Below are 20,854 nucleotides of genomic sequence, written 5' to 3'. Positions count from 1 at the left end.
CTATTTTCTTCGTTCAGCCCCCAAGTTCTCAATTCAAGACTAGAATACAAAAAGAAACTTTACCAATGACCTGGTGGATGGGGAAAGCAGTGAAACTTTTGTTGTTGGCACTGGTGTTTACACTGATTGTCGGGTGTTCTGATTCATCTCGCACGCAGCTCAGAGTCGGGTTTAATCTCTGGCCGGGCTACGAGACACTTTATTTGGCCAAGCAAAAAGGTCTGTTGAAAGAGAATATCAAGCTGGTTGAGCTGCTGTCTGCGACCGATACCATGGATGCATTTCGTCATGGTCGTATTGAAGTTGCGGCACTGACGCTCGATGAAGCCTTACTGTTGGTTGCTGAGGGGATTGCACTCAAAATCGTCCTGATCATGGACATATCAAACGGGGCCGATGCGGTGGTTGTGCGTGAGTCAGTTTCCGAACTGGCGCAACTCAAAGGTAAGCGCATAGCATATGAACAAACTGCAGTTGGTGCGTTGATGCTGCATGAAACTCTGGATGCGGCACAATTGAGTATGGAGGATATTGATGCGGTGCACTTGCCGGTCAATCAGCACTTTAGGGCCTTTCAGTCACGTGTCGTTGATGCGGTAGTGACATTTGAACCGGTTACCACTCAGCTTGTGAATCAGGATCATAAAATTATTTTTAATAGTGCGCAGATCCCGGGCAAAATCGTCGACGTGCTGGTGGTCAGAACCGCACACCTTAGCCATTATCATGAGGCGTTACAGGCACTGGTTTCGGCTCAATTTGAGACACTGGCATATATAGAAAAATACCCGGAAAACGCCGCACAGCTGATGTCCCCACGGCTTGGATTACAACCGCACGAGCTGTTAGCGGCACTCGGTGGTATTACGCTTGCCGATGCCCCGACCAACCGCTCCTTACTCGTAGGTAAGGGGGTAGATCCCCCTTTGCACTCAACCGTAGTACGGCTGTTATCTGTGTTGATTGAGCAGAATATGATTGATGAAGTGGCAGATGTGCGTGGCCTGGTTGATGCGAGGTTTGTGCGCCAATGAGACGGCCGGGTGTGCCCACCTCTTTGGCATTTTGGGTGCCTGTTGGCGTCCTGTTATTGTGTCTGGCTGTACTGAGTCTGAGTACTATGGTGATTTATACTGGCAGCCGGGATGCCTCTTATTCAAGCCATCAGTCACATGCCAACTACTTGCTGATGACATTGAAACGCCATGTAGAAGTAAACCTGAGTTCGGACAGGGCCGAAGAAATCCGCCATGATTTGTCTGTGATAGGCACGGTGCCGGAAGTCATCAGCATTGTGGTTGCGGATCATACCGGACGAATATTATTCAGCAATCAGTTTGCCGAGGTTGGCAAGTCCTTACAGGACATTGCAAGTCTGGGGTCTGATAAGGCGATTAAAGCTGCCCGGAGCAGCAACATGCCGCGGCTGACCTTTTCTGCTGACCGCACACAGCTTGAGGCATTTCAGAGTTTTGCCATGCCTTCCAGTACTGAGCTGCGGTCTACCCGACTTGGTATTATTTACCTGCATTACAATCTGGCGCTGAGTGAACAGGCTTTGTGGCGTAATATCCGGTTTAATTTGGCGCTGATGTGGATATGCTGTGGGGTACTGATCCTGGTGGTGATGATACTGCTCAAAAAGCGCGTTATTACACCTTTGGGTGAGCTTGCCAGACAGGCCTCTTTGCTTGCCGATGGCACCTATACGCATCAGAAAGTGGAATCAGGATTCAAGGAAATCGCCACGCTGACCAGGACGTTTAACTGGGCCGCCAGTGCCATTCGTGAACATATAACCCTGTTGGACAACAATCAGCGTGAGCTCGAATCTCGCGTAAAATTACGTACCGCGGAGCTGCAAAGTGCCAATCTGAATTATGAGCAGGCACAAAAAATGGCACGTCTGGGCCGCTGGGAGTTAGAACTGCAAAGCGGCCTGGTCCACTTGTCTCAGGAGGCTTATGAAATCCTTGGCGCATCTGCGGCGCAGCCGGCAACCGTACACACCTTATTTGGTCATAATGATAGCGCCTCCAAGGCGGCATTACAGACTATGTTAGATAAACAGCAACAGTACCATGATTTCAATTACGAGTTGTATAACAACGGGGTATGTCGCTTTATTCGGCTGATGGCTGAGCGCTATCTGGACAGTAATACAGGACACTACAAACTCGTGGGTATTGTCCAGGATATCTCTGAACAGATGCACAAAGAACGCTCTTTGATTGAAAATCAGGCCATGACTCGTGCCATCATTGATACGGCGGCTGATGCCATTATCGTGATCAACATTCACGGTGAAGTACAGGAGTTTAGTCCGGCAGCAGTGGACATGTTTGGCTACGCGCGCGACGAGGTGCTGGGAAACAATTTGCGTATGCTGATGCCAGAGCCAGACCGAAGCAACCATGACCAGTATATACAAAACTACTTTGATACAGGCGTTAAAAAAGTCATTGGTAACAAACGTGAGGTGACAGCACGCAAGAAAAATGGCCAGTGCTTTCCCATCGACCTGGCCGTTGCTGAAACCAAAGTGGGAGAGGTGAATTATTTCACCGCCATCATTCGGGACATTACAGAGCGCAAAGATACTGAGAAAAACCTTCTAGAAGCCATTCAGGCCGCGCAGAGTGCTACCCGCGCTAAGTCACAGTTCCTTGCCAACATGTCTCATGAAATTCGCACCCCTATGCATGCAATCACCGGGTTAACCCACTTGGCGCTCAAAATGGATGCGTCGCCAAAAATGCACAATTATCTGAAAAAAATACGTTATGCTGCGGATAACCTGTTGGTGATCCTGAATGATATTTTGGATATTTCTAAAATTGAGGCGGGCAAACTGAGTGTGGAGTCTGTACCTTTTCGTCCGAAAGTACTCATTGAGCATATCTGTGGCCTGATCGCCGTGCGGATCGAAGAGAAGCAGCTGGATTTTAAGGTAAACCTGGACAGCATGTTGCCTCAGGTTCTGCTGGGAGATTCACTCAGGCTCAGTCAGATATTGCTCAATTTACTCAGTAATGCGGTTAAATTCACACCGCACTATGGCAGTCTGTCTCTGCAGTTGGCAGTTAAGACCCTGACAGAATCAAGTGCAAAAATTGTGTTCACGGTATCTGATTCCGGCATCGGCATTTCACAGGAGCAGCAACAAACCTTGTTTACCCCGTTTACTCAGGCGGATGCGTCGACGACTCGTCAGTATGGTGGAACCGGTCTGGGCCTGGCAATCAGTAAAAATCTGGTAAAACTGATGGATGGCAGGATTTGGTGTGAAAGCAGCCAGGGAAAAGGCACACATTTTTTTGTGGAAATCGATTTTCCTATTGGAGAATTGAACGCAGAGCCTACACCACAAATCGGTACTCAGATTGAGCAAGGGGCTTTGCCAGAAGTGCTGGGAGGCGCACGGGTATTACTGGTTGAAGATAACGATATTAATCGGGAAATTGCCCAGGAGATACTGACTGACGCGGGTATGCAGGTGCTTACCGCAGAGCATGGTAAAGAAGCTCTGGAGCGATTACAGGAAACGCAAGTGGATTTGATCCTGATGGATTGCCAAATGCCAGTCATGGACGGTTATACCGCAACCCGGGAAATCAGAAAAAGGTCAGCCTGTCGGGAGGTGCCAATCATCGCGTTGACTGCAAATGTTATGCAACATGACCTGCAGGAAATCAAAGCCTGTGGTATGGACGATCATATTGCCAAGCCAATAAATGTTGAGCTGGCTTATCAGAAGATATATCAATGGCTTAGTCGAAAAACCACGCTGAGGTGTCATGAAGCGCCTGTGCTCAGCAAGCCTGAGCCTGCCGACACGCTGTCATCAATGCCGATATCTACGCAGGATAAAACTGAAAGTGAATTGCTTGATATTGCGCAAGGGCTCAAACACGTCAACGGCAACGAAGCGTTTTATCGAAAAATGTCTGATAAGTTTATTGTTGCACAGGAGGCGTTTTGTACGCGGCTGAGGGAAAGGTTGCAGGAAGAGGACATTGAAGAGGCAGCCAGAATGGCGCATACATTAAAAGGGCAGGCAGGTTACCTGGGGCTGGTGCGCTGTGCTGAGCTTGCTGCGCAGCTGGAACAGGCCATTGAACAGCAAAGCCCTCAGCAGTCAAATTTGATCCTGACACTGGAAGAGGTATTGACGCGCTCCAGCCACCTGCTCAGAGCGGCGTTTTAACGGGTGGATGAGCGCATATTTAATTTAGACGGCTAAACATCTAGAAGTTGAAATTTATTCCCGTTGCTTCATAATGTCGCAAGTTAGCGGATCTATCTTTAAGGGTCCTAGTCACTGAGGGGAATATCATGCCAATCACAGTCACCGACGATTTACCTGCCATCAGCCATTTGCGTCATGAAAATGTCTTTGTGATGCCACAAAGCCGAGCCAGTACGCAGGAGATCCGGCCTATGCGGCTGGCGATACTCAACCTGATGCCCAATAAGGTGGAAACAGAAGTACAGTTTATTCGTCTGCTGGCCAACACGCCGCTGCAAGTTAATGTCGACTTGCTGCGCCTGGATACGCATCGTAGTTCTGAAAACTCTGAGCAGCATCTCAATATGTTTTATCGCTATTTCTCAGATGTTACAGAAGAAAATTACGATGCGCTGATTGTTACCGGTGCACCACTTGCTCACCTCGAGTATGAAGAAGTGACTTACTGGGAAGAGTTGCAGGCATTTTTCGACTGGGCCGAACACCATGTAACCTCAACGCTGTTTTCCTGCTGGGCGGCACATGCGGGGCTGTTTCATCACCATGGCCTGAAGCGGGAACTTAAAAAAGACAAGCTTTGCGGGGTGTTCCGTCACCACTGTTATTTTGAACATGGTGCATTAACCCGTGGCTTTGATGATGAGTTTTTGGTACCCCATTCACGATACGGCCATATCGAGGCCAGCCAAATTGAAGCCTGTGAGGAGTTGGTGACGCTGGCGGGTTCTGAGCGAGTAGGGGCCTATTTAATTAAAAATGTCTCTGGCAGTCAGGTGTATATTACCGGGCACCCGGAATATGATGCCGATACTTTGAGTAAAGAGTATTTTCGCGATTGTGAAAAAGGGCCGAATGCACCCAAGCCGGAGAATTATTTCCCCGAAGATGATGTCAGCGCCAAGCCATCAAAGACATGGCAAAGCCATGCCTTTTTGTTATTCTCCAACTGGTTAAACTACTATGTTTACCAGACCACTCCGTACGATATTAATCTGGTTAGCCAGGATGTAAGGACTAACAATTATGCCGAATAAACCTATCACCACTGCGGCCGATGGCGCAGCCATTGCCGATGCACTCAAAACGGCCATGCAACAGCGTATTTTGATCCTCGACGGTGCTATGGGCACCATGATCCAAAAGCACAAATTTGAGGAAGAGGATTATCGGGGCGAGCGTTTTAAAGACTGGCATGTCCTTATCAAAGGTAATAACGACCTGTTAAGCCTGACTCAGCCTGAGGTGATCCGTCAGATCCATCGTGAATATCTCGAAGCGGGTGCGGACATTATTGAAACCAATACTTTTAACGCCACCACTATTTCGATGGAAGATTACGATATGGCCAGCCTGAGCCGCGAGATCAACGTCGAATCGGCCCGTCTGGCACGGGCTGTATGTGATGAGTTTACCGCCAAAGACCCGAGTAAACCGCGTTATGTGGCCGGTGTCCTGGGACCAACCTCTAAAACGTGCTCGATTTCACCGGATGTGAACGATCCGGGTTATCGCAATGTCTCGTTTGATCAGCTGGTGGCGGCCTATATCGAGTCGACCGAAGCCTTAATTGAAGGCGGTGCACATCTGATCCTGATTGAAACCATCTTCGATACGCTGAATGCTAAAGCGGCGGCGTATGGGGTGGAAGAAGCCTTTGAGCGCACTGGCATAACCCTGCCGGTGATGATCTCCGGGACCATTACCGACGCCTCGGGGCGTACCTTGTCGGGCCAGACCACCGAAGCCTTTTACAACTCTATCCGTCATATCAAACCGATTTCCATCGGACTAAACTGCGCGCTGGGACCGGATCTGCTGCGTGCCTATGTTGAAGAGCTATCGCGGGTGTGTGAAACCTATACGTCGGTGCACCCGAATGCGGGCCTGCCAAATGAGTTTGGCGAGTACGACTTGGAAGCCCCTGAAATGGCAAAAGAAATCATCGACTGGGGTAAGGAAGGCTTTATTAATATTGTGGGCGGTTGCTGTGGTACAACACCCGACCATATTCGCGCTTTTATGAAAGGGCTGGAGCAGGTGGCACCGCGCACTTTGCCTGAGCTTGAAGTAAGAATGCGCCTGGCGGGCCTTGAAGCCTGTAATCTTAATTAGGAAGTACTGACATGACGCAATCTACAGCCATTTTTACTAACGTTGGTGAAAGAACCAATGTGACCGGCTCGGCGCGTTTTAAGCGTTTGATCCTGGAGGAAGATTACGAAGCCGCGCTGGATGTGGCGCGCAGCCAGGTGGAAAACGGCGCCCAGGTGATCGACATCAATATGGATGAAGCCATGCTGGACTCTAAGGCCGCCATGGTTAAGTTCCTGAACCTGATTGCCTCAGAGCCGGATATTTCCCGCGTGCCAATTATGGTCGACTCCTCTAAATGGGAAGTGATTGAAGCAGGCCTGAAGTGTATTCAGGGTAAGGCCATTGTTAATTCTATCTCACTCAAAGAGGGCCGCGAGCCGTTTGAGCGCCAGGCGAAGATCATTAAGCGCTTTGGCGCGGCCGTGGTAGTGATGGCGTTCGACGAAACAGGCCAGGCCGAGACGGCCGACCGCAAGTTTGAGATCTGTGAGCGTTCTTATCGCATTCTGGTGGATGAGCTGGGTTTCCCGCCGGAAGACATCATTTTTGACCCTAATATCTTTGCCGTGGCAACCGGGATTGAAGAACACGACAACTATGCCGTCGAGTTTATTGAAGGTACGCGACGCATCAAGCAGAACCTGCCGCACTGTAAAGTGTCGGGCGGGGTGTCGAATGTGTCTTTCTCATTCCGCGGTAACAATCCAGTGCGTGAAGCTATTCACTCGGTATTTCTATATCATGCCATTCAGGCCGGTATGGACATGGGCATTGTCAACGCGGGTCAGCTGACGGTATACGATGATATTCCCGATGAACTGCGCAAGGCGGTTGAGGATGTGGTCCTCAATACTGACCCCGGTGCCGGTGAGCGTCTGGTCGAGATAGCGCCTAATTACTCGGGGATGGCACAGGCTGAGAAAGCGGAAGATCAGGAATGGCGCAGCTGGCCTGTGGCCAAACGCCTGGAGCATGCGCTGGTTAAAGGCATTACTGAGTTTATTGAAGAAGACACCGAAGCCTGTCGTCAACAGTTTGATAAACCCATTGAAGTGATCGAAGGCCCGCTGATGGATGGCATGAATGTGGTCGGCGACTTATTTGGTGCCGGTAAAATGTTCCTGCCTCAGGTGGTTAAATCTGCACGCGTGATGAAACGGGCAGTGGCCTATCTGGACCCTTACATTGAGGCGGAAAAACAGGCCGGTCAGAGTAATGGTAAAATCATCATGGCCACGGTAAAGGGAGATGTACACGACATAGGTAAAAACATTGTGGGTGTGGTGCTGCAATGTAATAACTATGAGGTCGTGGATTTGGGCGTAATGGTACCGGCAGAGAAAATTTTGCAAACGGCCATAGATGAAAACGCCGATGCCATTGGTTTGTCGGGTTTGATCACCCCTTCGCTCGATGAAATGGTGCACGTTGCGAAAGAGATGACCCGCCGTGGGTTTGAGATCCCGCTGCTGATCGGTGGCGCAACCACCTCTAAAGCGCATACGGCGGTCAAGATTGAGCCGCAATACGACAAGGGTGTGGTGTATGTGAACAATGCCAGCCGTGCGGTGGGCGTAGTTTCCAGTTTACTGAGTGCCACACAAAAGCCGGGCTTTTTAGAAAAAACCGCCAGTGAATACGTTAAGGTACGTGATCAGCAGGCGCGTAAAAAGCCCCGCTCAAAGCCCGTGACTTTGGCCCGCGCGCGCGACAATGCGGTAAAGCTCGACTGGGACAATTACACGCCACCGGTACCCAAAAAGTTGGGTATCACTGAGTTTAAAGACGTCAGTATTGCCACCTTACGCGAGTATATTGACTGGACGCCCTTTTTCATGACCTGGACACTGGCGGGCAAATACCCGCGTATTCTTGAAGACGAAGTAGTGGGTGAGGAAGCGAAAAAGCTCTTTGCCGATGCCAATGCCATGCTCGACGAACTGACTGCCAAAGGCAGTTTACAACCGCTGGGCGTAATTGGCCTGTTCCCGGCTAACCGGGTGGGTGATGACATTGAAATCTATCGCGATGAGAACCGCAGTGAAGTGCTGCTGACATCCTGTCAGCTGCGTCAGCAAACCGAAAAAACGGATTTCCCTAACTACTGTCTGGCCGATTATATCGCGCCGAAAGGCACGCCTGATTATTTTGGTGCGTTTGCGGTCACCGGTGGCCTGGAAGAGGACGATTTAGCCGAGGTGTTTGAGCAGCAGCAGGACGATTACAACAAAATTATGGTGAAAGCCGTGGCAGATCGTCTGGCCGAGGCCTTTGCAGAGTACCTGCATGAGCAGGTGCGCAAGCAATACTGGGGCTTTGCTGAGGATGAAAAGCTCAGTAATGAAGAACTGATCCGCGAGAACTATCAGGGGATCCGTCCGGCGCCGGGTTATCCGGCGTGTCCTGAGCACACCGAGAAGGACAAAATCTGGCAGTTGCTGGATGTAGAAAACCGCATTGGCATGAAGCTCACCAGCTCTTATGCTATGTGGCCGGGCGCGGCGGTATCTGGCTGGTACTTCTCGCATCCGGACTCCAAATACTTTGCCGTGGCAGCGATTCAACAAGATCAGGTTGAAGACTATGCCAAACGCAGCAATATGACACTGGCAGAAGCCGAGCGCTGGCTGTCGCCTAATCTGGGGTATGAACCCCAGTCGTAATAATGCAATATGAAGGGTGCCAAAGTGGCACCCTTGCTTTTTTAGGCAAAAAGTCAGTAAGTTTTGCTTGCATTAAGTTACTTTTTCGATATTATTACTCCCTTGCTTTAAATAACTTCTGATTTAAAGCGTCATAGAAGTAATGCCCTCTTGCCTTGATCCAGTAAGCCCGCATTAAAAATTACAAGTAGAGCTTATTATAGTCAGGCGATATACCACTGCAGTTACCCCAGTCGGGGGCGTTGTGAATGCAGATATTAAGATCGCCAGTACCATTTCCTTTGAAGCGCTTCGGTTTGTTGACTCAAAAGTGTCGAAAAATTGTTCGCAGTTTTTTTCAGGTTTGGTATCAAACTGTCATAAAGCTCGTTTATTGTCTAAAGCGTTAGCCCTCAGGCTGCGCATTATAAAAGTGAGTTTTATTATGTCTTATACATACAACGGAACAGAGATCCGTGTTGAGCAACCAATTCGCTCAATTTCGGTGAACAAATCAAAAGTCGTTTTTGCTGATGGCACAGGCCGCAAACAAACGCAATTTTCAAGTGGCAGCGAAGCCCGTCACTTCCTGAACTGGTTGACACGTGCTTGCTAAGTAAAACAAGCCTATCAACTCAGACACAGCGCCGAGGTAACTGACAAGTTACGTCGGCGTTTTGTTTTTATACGTTGCACTGATTGCTTTTCTAATGTACCTTCCCGTAGTTTTCATGGGGACATTCCGCCATGAAGACGTCAAAAGTGTGAAAACGAAAGAAAAACGATATTAGGAAGCCAACAATGGACTCGACTTCTACCACCACTGCTGCCGAACCGGGCAGCCAATCTACACCATCCCAACTGCTATTCACCGGTAACGGCAAAGAATATTTTGGTATCTGGATTGTTAACTTGTTACTGACGCTGGTGACACTGGGTATCTACTCAGCCTGGGCGACGGTACGGACTAAGCAGTACTTTTACGGTCATACCTTATTAGACGGGCACAGGTTTGACTATCTCGCTACGCCCATTCAGATACTCAAAGGTCGTTTGCTCGCCGTAGGCCTGTTCGTTATCTACAGTATGATATCAAGTTATTTTCCGCTGGTGGGCGCGATGATGGCATTTGCACTGGCACTATTGGTGCCCTGGATGATCAATCAGGGTCTGAAGTTCAGCATGCGTATGACCCGTTATCGTAATATTCGCTTTGCCTTTAGAGGCAGCTATGGCGAGGCGATGGTGAACTTTGTGGTGCTACCATTTGTTAGTATTTTTACCTTGTATCTGTTGATGCCCTGGGTGCTCAAGCGTATTGATGCCTACATTCACAGTAATATTCGCTATGGTGATAAGCCGGTACAAGTGCAATTACAAGGCAAAGAATACTATGCAGCCGCATTACTGGTGATGTTACTGGGCATACTGATGATGATGTTGCTGGGTCTCGCATTTAGCCTGGTAGGTGGTATCAACATTAACCCTGATGAGCTGGGAGCGGTTAACTTTGGCATGTTCCTGATTGTACCTCTGTATTTGTTTGTGATTAGTGCATTGCAAGGTATCTACCAGGCGCTGATCCGCAATCATATTCTGAACAATGCGCAAATTGACGAGGTTGCAGAATTTAAATCAACTCTGGCACCGCAGCGTTATGCCTTGATCCTGGCAACCAACGCAGCTGCGATTGTATTGACCGCAGGCCTGGCATTCCCCTGGGCAAAAGTGCGTAAGGTCAGGGCGCTGGCTGAGGCGACTCAGGTGGTGTTGCTGCCAGGTGCAGACCAGGTGCTGGATACGGCGCAGCAGGCTGAATCTTCCTTTGCTGAAGAAGCCGCCAATGTGTTTGACGTTGATATCTCGTTGACCTGATGATCCGGGGATACTTTTACCAGCCAAACAGCAGCCGGGTGCAAGAAGCCATTGCCCGGCTCAATGACAGCCACATTGCCGTTTACGCGGACGATGAGTGTGTGTGCGAAAGTTCGGTTGAGACGCTTCAGGTGTCGGCCCACTTACCTGGGCAGGCCAGCGAGCTGACCTTCACAGACGGGGCACGTTTTGTGCCGCTGGACGTGGCACATCGCTGGTCGTTTCAGTCAGGTAAAAGTTCGCTACTGGCCAAACTTGAATCCAATCTGGTCCTGATCGTGTGTGCCTTGGTAGCGACACCTGTATTGCTCTATGCTCTGCTCTTTAAACTGGTACCCGGGATTGCGGTGACTGCCGTACAGACCGTGCCAGATGCGGTTGTGGAGCAAATGGGCCAGCAATCAATGGCACTCATTGAGCGTACTGTGTTGTTGCCCTCGGATCTCTCTGAGAAAGAGCAGGCTGCCGTTGAGCAATTGTGGTTAGATACAGTGTCTCAGCTTGATCTGTCAGCACAGAAATATCGTGTTGATGTCTATCGCTCTGAGCATTTTGGCGCCAATGCCTTTGCCCTGCCACACGGGCAGGTCGTCGTGACTGATGAGTTGGCGCGACTACTGGCCGACAATCCTGATGCGCTCAGAGCCATTCTGTTGCATGAGATAGGTCACGTAGAGCGTATGCACAGTGTACGTCTGGCATCTCAGGCGGCGGTGGCCAGTATTGCCATTGCCATGCTGGTGGGTGACATGGACATAGTTGCAGAGGTGGTATTGGGGTCGGGTAGTGCCCTGCTGGATCTACAATTTTCTCAAAATATGGAGTGGGAAGCAGATAATTATGCGCTGGCACAGCTTCATCGTCTGGGCTACAGCGGTGAGCATTTTGCTCAGGCACTGGAGTCACTTGCCGAACTTGGTGAGGAACATGAGCAAAGCTGGTTAAAGTACCTGTCTACGCACCCCAGTTTGCAGGAGCGCATTGAGCACGCCAGAAGTTACACCCCATCTCCTTGATAGAGAGACAATACAACTTGCTATTGATGAGCGTCTGTTTGCACATCGAAACCGAGATTTTTATAAGGCCTCAGTGAGGCCTTTTTCTTTTTTGCTTTGCCATGCACGCATTGTCTTTAGTACAACATCAGACTTTTAAATGAACTCGTTAAATCTTTTTTAACCCTTTATTATTGTTCTAAAAAAGGCGATTTGTAGCGTGTTTTTACGGCATTGTGCTTATCTTTTGTTATTTTCAGGTTAACTTATGTTCGCTCCTTCCTGTATACTAGAGGATGCTGTGATTGATCTGTGTGCTGGGGAGGCAAATGAAGTTTTTGGTGTTGTTATTGCTCGTTGTGTCGCAATGTGCCAAAGCCCACAACCCTTTGATTGTTGATATCATCAGCAGTGAGAATTTTTCTCAGCGTTATCAGGCATTTTTACAGGGCCGCTCGGTGCTTGACATAACCGACTTTCGGCCATCCACGCAGGGCTCTCACATTGAAATCATCGAAATGGTGCTGCTGCAGCAAGCCTTGTTCCTGGGTGGCGAAACCCGGGAAGTGGTGTTCAACCCTAAGCCCTCAGTCAATATCCTCGAATTCACAGACATGATAGCCGGAGAGAGCCTGATCCTGGCGCGTACCGTCTGGCATGAAGATGTGATTAATTATCGTGGCTCAGTGTATGTCAGTGATCCGGTCGTCAAATTCGGAGAGTACGAAGCCGGTATATATGTCGCAAAACGTAATCAGGCGCTGCACCAGACCACACCGGATGGGCTTGAACAACTGACGCTGGTGGCCAACCCTCGTTGGCGGGTAGACTGGCATGCCCTGACGAACAGTAAAATGAACCTGGTGAGCTTTATTGGCCCATGGGAAAGCATGCTTAACATGGTAGAAACCGACATCGTTGATGGCATGCTGGTAAATTTTAGTGTGAGTGAGTCTTTACAGCTGGTGTTTGAAGGGCGCGACTATGTGCCCATAGAAGGTGTGAAAATGGTATTGCCAGACTCACGTCACTTTATTGTCAGTAAGCGCCACCCCGAAGGCGCACAGATATTTGCAGCCCTAAACCGCGGCCTGAAAGAGCTCAGGCGCCGAGGAGTGATCCGTAAAGCGCTGACAGAATCAGGGTTTATTAACAGTAAGGTGCGAGACTGGAGCGTCATCAATCGCGCTATGTTGCCGCAGGAGTCCAGACCATGACTCGCCTGGGCGCTCTGACAGGCTGGCTACTGTGTTTGGTGTTCAGCGTGTGTACCGCAGCAACTGAGCTGGCGTCACCCAGTGTACTTGAAAAGTCGCTGGCCGAACTAAGTGATACCCTAAAAAGTGACTTTGACCTCTCGCTATTACCTGAACTAAGAGCATTGCGACGCGATGCACAGGCGATAGACGCGCTGGAAATTGTTGCGCAAACCTTGTTGCTCGAAGGCCAGATCCGTCAACAGTATGGTGACTATCAGCAGAGCCTGATATTGCACAACGATGCGTTACAACTAGCCATTAAGCGAAATGATTTGGCGTTGATGGCACAAAGCCGACTGGCCATTGCCAAGTTAGAGATGGACCTTGAGCGCTATAACTATGCACAGCGCTCTTTGGATGATGTGCATCAGTTAATCACCCAGTTGAACAATCATGCTCAGACCATGCCCTATGTTGCTCAGTTACTGCTTTTAGAGCACCGGTTATGGCAAGGCTACTTGTATGTGCTATTGGGGAGCTATCATCAGGCGGTGGCTGAACTGCATACCGATGACCTGGTCGTCGCTGGCGCCCCAGAGTTGGTCGATAAACTGTATCTGGTACGGGCCTGGGCCTTGCTCAAACTTGGTCGCTTTCAGCAGGCACAGCCTATCCTCAATCGGGTCGCGCAAAGCGACACACTCATTCGCAATCAAAGAATGAAGATCCGTTTTAAGCTATTGCAATCCATGGCCTGGCTGCAGTCGGGCGATTTTCAGCAAACCCTGGAGACGGCCATGCCAGCGTTAGAAGCAACTTTTGCAACGCGGTTTTTGGAAGAGCAGGCCGACTTGCAGTTTGTATTATCCAATGCCTATGTACAACTGGGTGATTATCAGCTGGCCCACCTATATCTGAAACGCTACGCACTGACCAAAGATGCGCTTAACTTTCAAAAGCGTAACAACAAGTTGCTACAGCTGGAATCACAGTACGCACTGGCAACGCAAAAGCAGCAACTGAGCTTGCTGGAGAAAGACAATGCCTTGCAGGCCCAAGAGATCTTTCGCCACCAACAAATTCTTGAAAACACCCGCCTGGCCCAGCAACGTGGCGCATTGTTACTGATCCTGGCATTGGCATTATTGGGGTTCTTATACTGGCGATGGCAGAATAAACGTTACCTGTCGTTGCTTGAGGAGCAGGTAAAACAAAGAACGGCTGAGCTGGACGAGCGAAATCGCCAATTGCAAGCTCTGAGCTACTCCGACAGCCTGACCGGTTTGCACAATCGGCACTACTTCTTCAGTGAGGCTGATAAACTCCTGACACAAGCGCGCAGTGCATCGCAGAGCACAATTTTTTGTCTGATAGACATCGACCTCTTTAAACAGATCAATGACAGCTATGGCCATGCAACGGGCGATCTGGTGTTACAGCAATTTGCTGAGGTCGTTACAAAAGAGTTGAGAGAGCAGGACGAGCTGGTTCGCTGGGGGGGAGAGGAGTTTTTATTGGTGATGCCCCAGACCGATATGTTAACCGCACAGCAGGTCGTGGAGCGGCTTCACAATGCGGTGGCACAGTTTTCGTTTTGCCAGGACAGTCAGCCGCTAAGCTGCACCTGCTCGATTGGTTTTGCCGCTTTCCCCTTACGATTGGCCGAGGCGCAGCTTGGCAGCTGGGAGCAGGTGTTGGAGTTGGCGGATAATTGCCTGTATCGGGCTAAACATGGTGGCCGTAATGCCTGGGTAGGCTTGAACCTGCCAGCCCAGCCTCTGGGTATGACGTTACAGCAATTGCAACAGAATTTGGATGCATTTACCGTAAGCAGCACAAAACTTGCCGGGTAACTCTTTTTAGTCAAAGGGCGGTGAAGAATAAAATATTGCGGTAGTTGAAAGATGGGGTTTTAAACTGGCGAGCTTAGTCTATGCTGTGTAGATAAGGGAAATATAGATGACTAACTTGTGATACTTAATTTGCCGGACAACCCCAGAATACTGATTGTTGACGATGATCCCAGCAGCATTTTGATCATCAAAAAAGCCGTGAGTGATTTAGGTGAGGTGTTTTCAACTTCTGAAGCCAGTTATGCAGTGACCTTGATAAAAGAAGTAAAGCCGCATGTGATCTTGCTTGATATCGACATGGGCGAGTATAACGGTGTAGATATTTGCCGTATGCTCAAAAGCGACCCGGACACTGCCCACTATATCATTATTTTTATCACCGCCAGCCGTGACCCCGACATTGAATTTAAGTCGCTCACTGAAGGGGGCGCCGATTATATTCCTAAACCCTTAGACCTGAGAACCTGCCGAATGCGGGTCTATAACCAGCTGGCCATGCTGGCCTATCAGCAAAATCTGGAGCGTACTTCGCAAGCGCTTTATCAGGAAAAACAACGTCTGGCAGTCACACTCAATTCCATTGGCGATGCCGTAATAGCGACAGATACACAGGCCGTGATCACCTACATGAACCCCATCGCCGAGCGTCTTAGCGGGTACGCCGCAGGCTATGCTGTAGGAAAGCACATTGAGGAAATTCTCGATTTGCGTGATGCATCGTCACAAAGCCGCTCTTTGAACCCCGCCGTGATGGCACTGGAAGAAAAACGCAATGTGGCGATGGCACTCAACTGTCAGCTGCACAGCCGTGAGGGGCAAATTTACCGGGTTGAGGATTCTGCTGCGCCTATTCGCGATGAAGACAACACCATTATCGGGGCCATTATGGTGTTTCATGATGTCAGTGAATCGGTGGCGATGGCGGTTAAAATGAACTTTCTGGCCAATAACGACCAGCTGACCGGATTACCTAATCGTATTTTGCTGCACGATAGGTTACAGCATGCCATTACCTGTTCCGAGGCCTCCGACACTTACACTGCGCTGTTACTCATTGATCTTGACCATTTTAAATACATTAACGATGCGCTGGGCCACTTTCTGGGCGATGAATTAATCAAGAAAGTGGCAAAACGGCTGGAGTCGGTGATTGATCCTAACGCGACACTGGCACGCGTTGGGGGTGATGAATTTGTGTTGGTCTTAGAAGAAGTGCGCTCCGTCAATTATGTGGCTGTAGTCGCCAGTAACCTGATTGCCAGCTTTAAAGAGCCTTTTATGCTGGAGCAAAAGGAATATCAGATTTCGGTCAGTATTGGTGTGAGCATGACGGAGCTGGATGCGAATGAGGAAGAGGTCATGATGCGCCATGCCGATGTGGCCATGTACCGAGCTAAAAATCAGGGGCGAAACACTGTGTGCTTTTTTTCGCAAGAGCTTGAAGCTGAACTGATGAAACGCCATGAGTTGGAGCAGCTGTTACGTGATGCCCTGGAAAAAGACAACTTAATCGTGCTGTTTCAGCCTCAGGTTGAGATAGTGTCTGGGAAAATTTGTGGTTTTGAGGCGTTGGTACGATTGAAAGACGACAGTGGCGGTTTGGTTTCACCGCTAGAATTTATCCCGCTTGCTGAGGAGATAGGTCTGATTGATACTTTGGGTCATCAGGTGCTGCAAAAAAGCTGTGAGTTTGCCAGCCAGTTGGTGACACTGAGCGGAGATCTTAAAGTGAGTGTTAATGTCTCTGCGCAGCAAGTCCGTGATGAACAATTTATCGAGCATGTTGTAGAGTGCCTGGAGGCAAGTCTGGTGCAGAGCAGGATGCTGGAACTGGAGGTCACAGAAAGTGCCCTGATTGAAGATTTTGAGCAGACGCGACGGACGCTGTTAGCACTGTCTAACATGGGAGTCAGTATTGCCATAGACGACTTTGGCACCGGCTATTCTAGTTTATCTTATCTGAAATCGCTTCCGCTTGATGTGCTCAAGATAGACAGGGCATTTATTATGGATATGAGCACTGACGAGCAGAGCCTTGGCATTGTGCAGACCATTGTTTTGCTGGCTCAGGCACTGGGCCTGAAGCTGGTTGCAGAGGGGGTCGAAACACACTCTCAGTTGTCTGAACTAAGCAGCCTTAACTGTGATGTGGCACAGGGATATCTATATGCCCGACCACTCGATAGTCAGGCGGCCTATGAGTTTGCTGAGCACAATTTGGCTGCGGGTGCCAAGTCAGGGTGATAGCGGGTAAGGCTAAACACGGTCCAGCTAAAAGTGAAAAGTCTTTACGGGAGTCATGTAAAGTGTGCACCATAGACTATAGTTTGGATGTAGCAGCTGTTTTTAAAGTTATTTTTTCGGTCAAAGGCTAGTCAATGCAGGCTTATGACCAAGCTGACATCGGTAAAAAACCATTAGAGAACACCCTGTATACAGGGGAAAAGGTCAGACTATGATAAGGATCCTGTCAGCAAAACAAGGTAATCAAACGCGTTGGTTTGCAGGCGTGTTCAGCCTGTTTTTGCTATTGTTAGTTGCACTGGCGGTGTTTTTCTTTGAACGCAAGCTGCAACGTGAAGTACAGTTTGAAGTAGAAAGTCAGCTCAAACTAAATACGGCGCACATTGCAGAACAATTTGAGCAGCGCTATCGGGCTGATTTAAGCTACCTGCACTTTTTGAAAGATACCCCGCCTTTTCCGGGCATAGCTCGTGCACTGAAAAACAATGGCGTTGATCCAAAGGACAATCAGCCCATTGAACTGTGGAAAACACGCATTGCCACCATTTTTAGCTCTCTTATTCATAACAACTCCGAGCTACTGCAACTGCGGATCATTATGCCAGATGGGCGGGAGTTTGTTCGGGTTGACCGGCGACGTGGCAAGGTAGAGCGAATTCCTGAAGCCAAACTGCAGGATAAATCGAATAAAGATTATGTTCAGGAAACCCTGGACTTGTCCGAAGAAATGCACTTTGCATCGCGTATTTCCCTGAATTTTGAGAATAACAAAGTGCAGCGTCCGTTTACTCCTGTACTGCGCATTGCCATGCCGTTGTTTGATGCAGAAAACGATCTGTTTGGTTTATTGGTGCTGAATTCCAGTGCCCGGCAGCTGATTGATTTACTCAATAGTGATACCGGGGAATATTACCTGACCGATCATCAGGGACACTATATTTATGGCCCGGAACCGGTGTTTCATTATACCCGGGATCTGGCCAGGCCCAGGCTGTTTGATGATGACTTTAAGTTACACAGCACAGCAAAAGGGCGTGTTGACGGTGTTGCAAAACATGGTACTTCGGTAATGCAGGTTGCCATACAGCGAGAGTTAAACAGTGGTTATCAGGGGCCTGGGCACGAAATGTTTATTACCGCCATTGCCTTGCCGCAGCAGGCTGCTACGTTATTAAATGAGCGACGTTTGTCAAGCTACATGCTGCTGGCTGTGGTCACCTTGGTGCTGCTGTTATTTATGGGCGGTATTGTACTTTTTTATCGTAATCGTGAGCAGTATCAGGAAGATAAGGCGGTGTATGAGTCTATTATTGACGGGGCGGATGAGCCTATCATCAGTTTTGACACTCAGTTGAATGTACAGACTTACAATAGTGCGTCTTTGCTGATTTTCCCCAGCCTGGCGGCCAGCGAGCGGCAGCACAACATCACCGACTTGATTGAATTACCTATGGATCGTTTGCAGGATGCCGTGACATATTTTAAAAATGAAAACGGCACAAAAAGCACCGATTGGTACGAAAGCTACACGCTACAAGAGCAGATCCGACATGTTAACTTTACCGTTTCACCCGTACGTGGTCCCGATAACCAACTGGTTGGGATAACCTTATTTGGCCGTGACACAACCAAAGAAAAGCTTAGTGAACAGCAAGTTAAAAGTGCTAATGAAGGCCTTGAGCGGCAGGTCAAAGAACGCACAGCTGAGCTGGAAGCAGAGAAGGCGAAGGCGGTGAAAGCTTCGGCGGTAAAAAGTGCCTTTATCTCTACCATCAGCCACGAAATGCGCACACCACTGAATGGTATTTTGGGCACGCTTAATCTCATTCGCCGCGAACCACTGACCAAAAAACAGCTGTCTTATCTTGAGATGACCGAAACCAGCTCCTCGACACTGGCCTCTTTGATCAACGATATTCTTGATTTATCAAAAATTGAGGCCGGCAAGCTGGAACTGGAACAGGAGCCTCTCAATCCTATTTCAGTGGTAGAGCATGTTGTCACTTCCATTTCGCTAAAAGCCTATGAGAAACAGTTGAGCCTGGTGGTGGATGTAACAGACATTGACTTTGTTGAGCTGGCGGGAGATGCCGGGCGGATTAAGCAAGTCGTCTTTAATTTGGTGAGCAATGCCATCAAGTTTACCAGTAAGGGGGGCGTCTGCGTACGTGCTCAGACTACGCAGGAAGAGGGTAAGGTGAACCTCACTGTAACCGTGGAAGACACTGGGGTTGGAATAGATAAACATAATCACCATAAAATTTTCTCTGCCTTTACTCAAGAAGACAGTGGTGTCAGTGCAGAGTTTGGTGGCACCGGACTGGGCCTGTCGATTTGCAAGAATCTGTGTGAATTAATGGGCGGAGAAATCGGCTTTGAGTCGCAGAAAAATGTCGGCAGCAAGTTTTATTTTACCCTGCCATTTGCACTGGATACGGCCAAGCCTAAGCCTCATGAAAATACGCTGGATGGTCGGCGTTTCGAGCTTCATGTAGAAGACGCCCGCGAGCGCAGTTATCTTGTGCATGTGATAGGTAAATATGGCGGTATTGTGGTGGAGCGCGATGGTGAGTTTGTCGTGGTTGACCACGACCATCCCCATGTGCAGAACCTGGTCGATACCCCTATGTATGAGCGAGCCATAGTACTGTATAGCGAGTTTACGCATCAGAATGTTACAGAGGGCTGTTTAGCTAAACTGGTTAAACCTATCCGTTTGGGGGCTTTTTTGTCGGTCTTTGATCAGGATGCGATTGCTAAGATGCTAAAAAATCAGCACCAGGTCATGGTACCCAGCATGCAATGTACTGAGCAGAACGACTTGGGCGGTGCAACTGTGATGATTGTAGACGACAATCAGATCAACCGGGAAGTAGCCCGGGGGATCCTGCAGGGGATCCATGCCCATGTGGTGACCTGCCAATCGGGCCACGAGGCATTGAGCGCGCTATTAAACTCTGAAAAAAACAACCAGCCTGTATTTGCCGTTTTAATGGACTGCAATATGCCCACCATGGATGGCTATCAGGCAACGCGCTTGATTCGGGAGGGAAAAGGGGGAGAGTCTTTTCGGCATATCCCGGTTATTGCGATGACGGCGAATGCGATGTCTGGTGAGCGCGAACGGTGCCTGGCTGCGGGCATGGACGACTACGTGACTAAGCCGATACAGCCCAAACTGCTATTTGATGTATTGTCTAAGTTTAAGTCATACCAACAGCCAAAAAGGCATTATCCATCACATCAGCCCGCCGATATGCCTTCATCAAGTCCCTCAGGACAGAGTGTAGCAGCTCAGGAGGCTGAGCAGGCGCCTGAGCTGACGGGGAAAGTGCTTGATGTAGATGGCACCATTGCACGTTTGCAAGGTGACGCCGAGCTGTATCTGCAAATTTGTATGCTGTTTTATAATAAAGCCCCCCAGAAATTGTTATCTCTGAAGGAGCACTGTAATAAACAAGACCATGGTCAGGTTAAGCAGATCAGCCATGCCTTGCGCGGACAAAGTGCAGACATAGGTGCGCAGCGGCTGACCCAGTTACTGGCCAAGCTGGAAGAAGGCGCCAGCCATGAAGATGGGACCGACTACGGCACACTGGTCGACAACATTGAAGCTCAGTATCTGGTACTGGAGCAGGTGCTGCAAGAAGACGTGTTCACTGCGTCGTCTGCGTCAAAACAAAGCAATGAAAACTAGCGGATT

12 protein-coding genes are annotated in these 20,854 nt (G+C 49.2%); all 12 read left to right on the top strand.

Annotated elements, in window-relative coordinates:
• The first annotated feature begins 89 nt into the window (after positions 1 to 89).
• The 12 genes from CWB99_RS06335 (at position 90) to CWB99_RS06285 (ending at position 20,848) form a co-directional block, all read left to right on the top strand.
• Positions 90 to 1,034, top strand: a complete 945-nt coding sequence (locus CWB99_RS06335) for an ABC transporter substrate-binding protein (RefSeq protein ID WP_171045277.1) — start codon at positions 90 to 92, stop codon at positions 1,032 to 1,034.
• An 11-nt stretch (positions 1,035 to 1,045) separates the two neighbouring features.
• Positions 1,046 to 4,207, top strand: coding sequence for a PAS domain-containing hybrid sensor histidine kinase/response regulator (locus CWB99_RS06330; protein WP_171045276.1), 3,162 nt, complete (start codon positions 1,046 to 1,048; stop codon positions 4,205 to 4,207).
• Positions 4,208 to 4,335: 128 nt separating this feature from the next.
• Positions 4,336 to 5,283, top strand: a complete 948-nt coding sequence (locus CWB99_RS06325; protein ID WP_138550285.1) for a homoserine O-succinyltransferase — start codon at positions 4,336 to 4,338, stop codon at positions 5,281 to 5,283.
• 55 nt (positions 5,284 to 5,338) lie between these two features.
• Entirely contained in the window at positions 5,339 to 6,361 is a 1,023-nt protein-coding gene (locus CWB99_RS06320; RefSeq protein WP_138550353.1) for a homocysteine S-methyltransferase family protein, read from the top strand.
• A gap of 11 nt (positions 6,362 to 6,372) precedes the next feature.
• Entirely contained in the window at positions 6,373 to 9,006 is a 2,634-nt protein-coding gene (gene metH, locus CWB99_RS06315) for a methionine synthase (protein WP_138550284.1), read from the top strand.
• Between the two features lie 424 nt (positions 9,007 to 9,430).
• Positions 9,431 to 9,601, top strand: coding sequence for a hypothetical protein (locus CWB99_RS23990; protein ID WP_164488164.1), 171 nt, complete (start codon positions 9,431 to 9,433; stop codon positions 9,599 to 9,601).
• A gap of 185 nt (positions 9,602 to 9,786) precedes the next feature.
• Positions 9,787 to 10,860, top strand: coding sequence for a YjgN family protein (locus CWB99_RS06310; protein WP_138550283.1), 1,074 nt, complete (start codon positions 9,787 to 9,789; stop codon positions 10,858 to 10,860).
• On the top strand, positions 10,860 to 11,876 hold the full coding sequence (locus CWB99_RS06305) for a M48 family metallopeptidase (protein ID WP_138550282.1): 1,017 nt from the start codon (positions 10,860 to 10,862) through the stop codon (positions 11,874 to 11,876). Before CWB99_RS06310 ends, CWB99_RS06305 begins: the two co-directional genes overlap by 1 nt.
• A 308-nt stretch (positions 11,877 to 12,184) precedes the next feature.
• Positions 12,185 to 13,072, top strand: a complete 888-nt coding sequence (locus CWB99_RS06300) for a hypothetical protein (RefSeq protein WP_138550281.1) — start codon at positions 12,185 to 12,187, stop codon at positions 13,070 to 13,072.
• Complete coding sequence (locus tag CWB99_RS06295; RefSeq protein ID WP_138550280.1) at positions 13,069 to 14,907, top strand: GGDEF domain-containing protein; 1,839 nt, start codon at positions 13,069 to 13,071, stop codon at positions 14,905 to 14,907. The genes CWB99_RS06300 and CWB99_RS06295 overlap by 4 nt, the downstream gene beginning before the upstream one ends.
• Before the next feature lie 117 nt (positions 14,908 to 15,024).
• Complete coding sequence (locus tag CWB99_RS06290; RefSeq protein WP_138550279.1) at positions 15,025 to 17,151, top strand: two-component system response regulator; 2,127 nt, start codon at positions 15,025 to 15,027, stop codon at positions 17,149 to 17,151.
• Between the two features lie 211 nt (positions 17,152 to 17,362).
• The gene (locus CWB99_RS06285; protein ID WP_138550278.1) at positions 17,363 to 20,848 is read left to right on the top strand and encodes an ATP-binding protein; all 3,486 of its coding nucleotides are present in this window, start codon (positions 17,363 to 17,365) and stop codon (positions 20,846 to 20,848) included.
• Positions 20,849 to 20,854 lie beyond the last annotated feature (6 nt).

It is taken from the genome of Pseudoalteromonas rubra, assembly GCF_005887095.1.
Taxonomy (GTDB): domain Bacteria; phylum Pseudomonadota; class Gammaproteobacteria; order Enterobacterales; family Alteromonadaceae; genus Pseudoalteromonas; species Pseudoalteromonas rubra_E.
This window is presented reverse-complemented; position numbering and strand designations above follow the sequence as displayed.

Excerpts from the sequence above, each read along its gene's own strand:
- CWB99_RS06325 (WP_138550285.1), top strand. The coding sequence starts at position 4,336 with ATGCCAATCACAGTCACCGACGATTTACCTGCCATCAGCCATTTGCGT.
- CWB99_RS06320 (WP_138550353.1), top strand. The coding sequence starts at position 5,339 with ATGCAACAGCGTATTTTGATCCTCGACGGTGCTATGGGCACCATGATC.
- metH (WP_138550284.1), top strand. The coding sequence starts at position 6,373 with ATGACGCAATCTACAGCCATTTTTACTAACGTTGGTGAAAGAACCAAT.
- CWB99_RS23990 (WP_164488164.1), top strand. The coding sequence starts at position 9,431 with ATGTCTTATACATACAACGGAACAGAGATCCGTGTTGAGCAACCAATT.
- CWB99_RS06310 (WP_138550283.1), top strand. The coding sequence starts at position 9,787 with ATGGACTCGACTTCTACCACCACTGCTGCCGAACCGGGCAGCCAATCT.
- CWB99_RS06305 (WP_138550282.1), top strand. The coding sequence starts at position 10,860 with ATGATCCGGGGATACTTTTACCAGCCAAACAGCAGCCGGGTGCAAGAA.
- CWB99_RS06300 (WP_138550281.1), top strand. The coding sequence starts at position 12,185 with ATGAAGTTTTTGGTGTTGTTATTGCTCGTTGTGTCGCAATGTGCCAAA.
- CWB99_RS06295 (WP_138550280.1), top strand. The coding sequence starts at position 13,069 with ATGACTCGCCTGGGCGCTCTGACAGGCTGGCTACTGTGTTTGGTGTTC.
- CWB99_RS06285 (WP_138550278.1), top strand. The coding sequence starts at position 17,363 with ATGATAAGGATCCTGTCAGCAAAACAAGGTAATCAAACGCGTTGGTTT.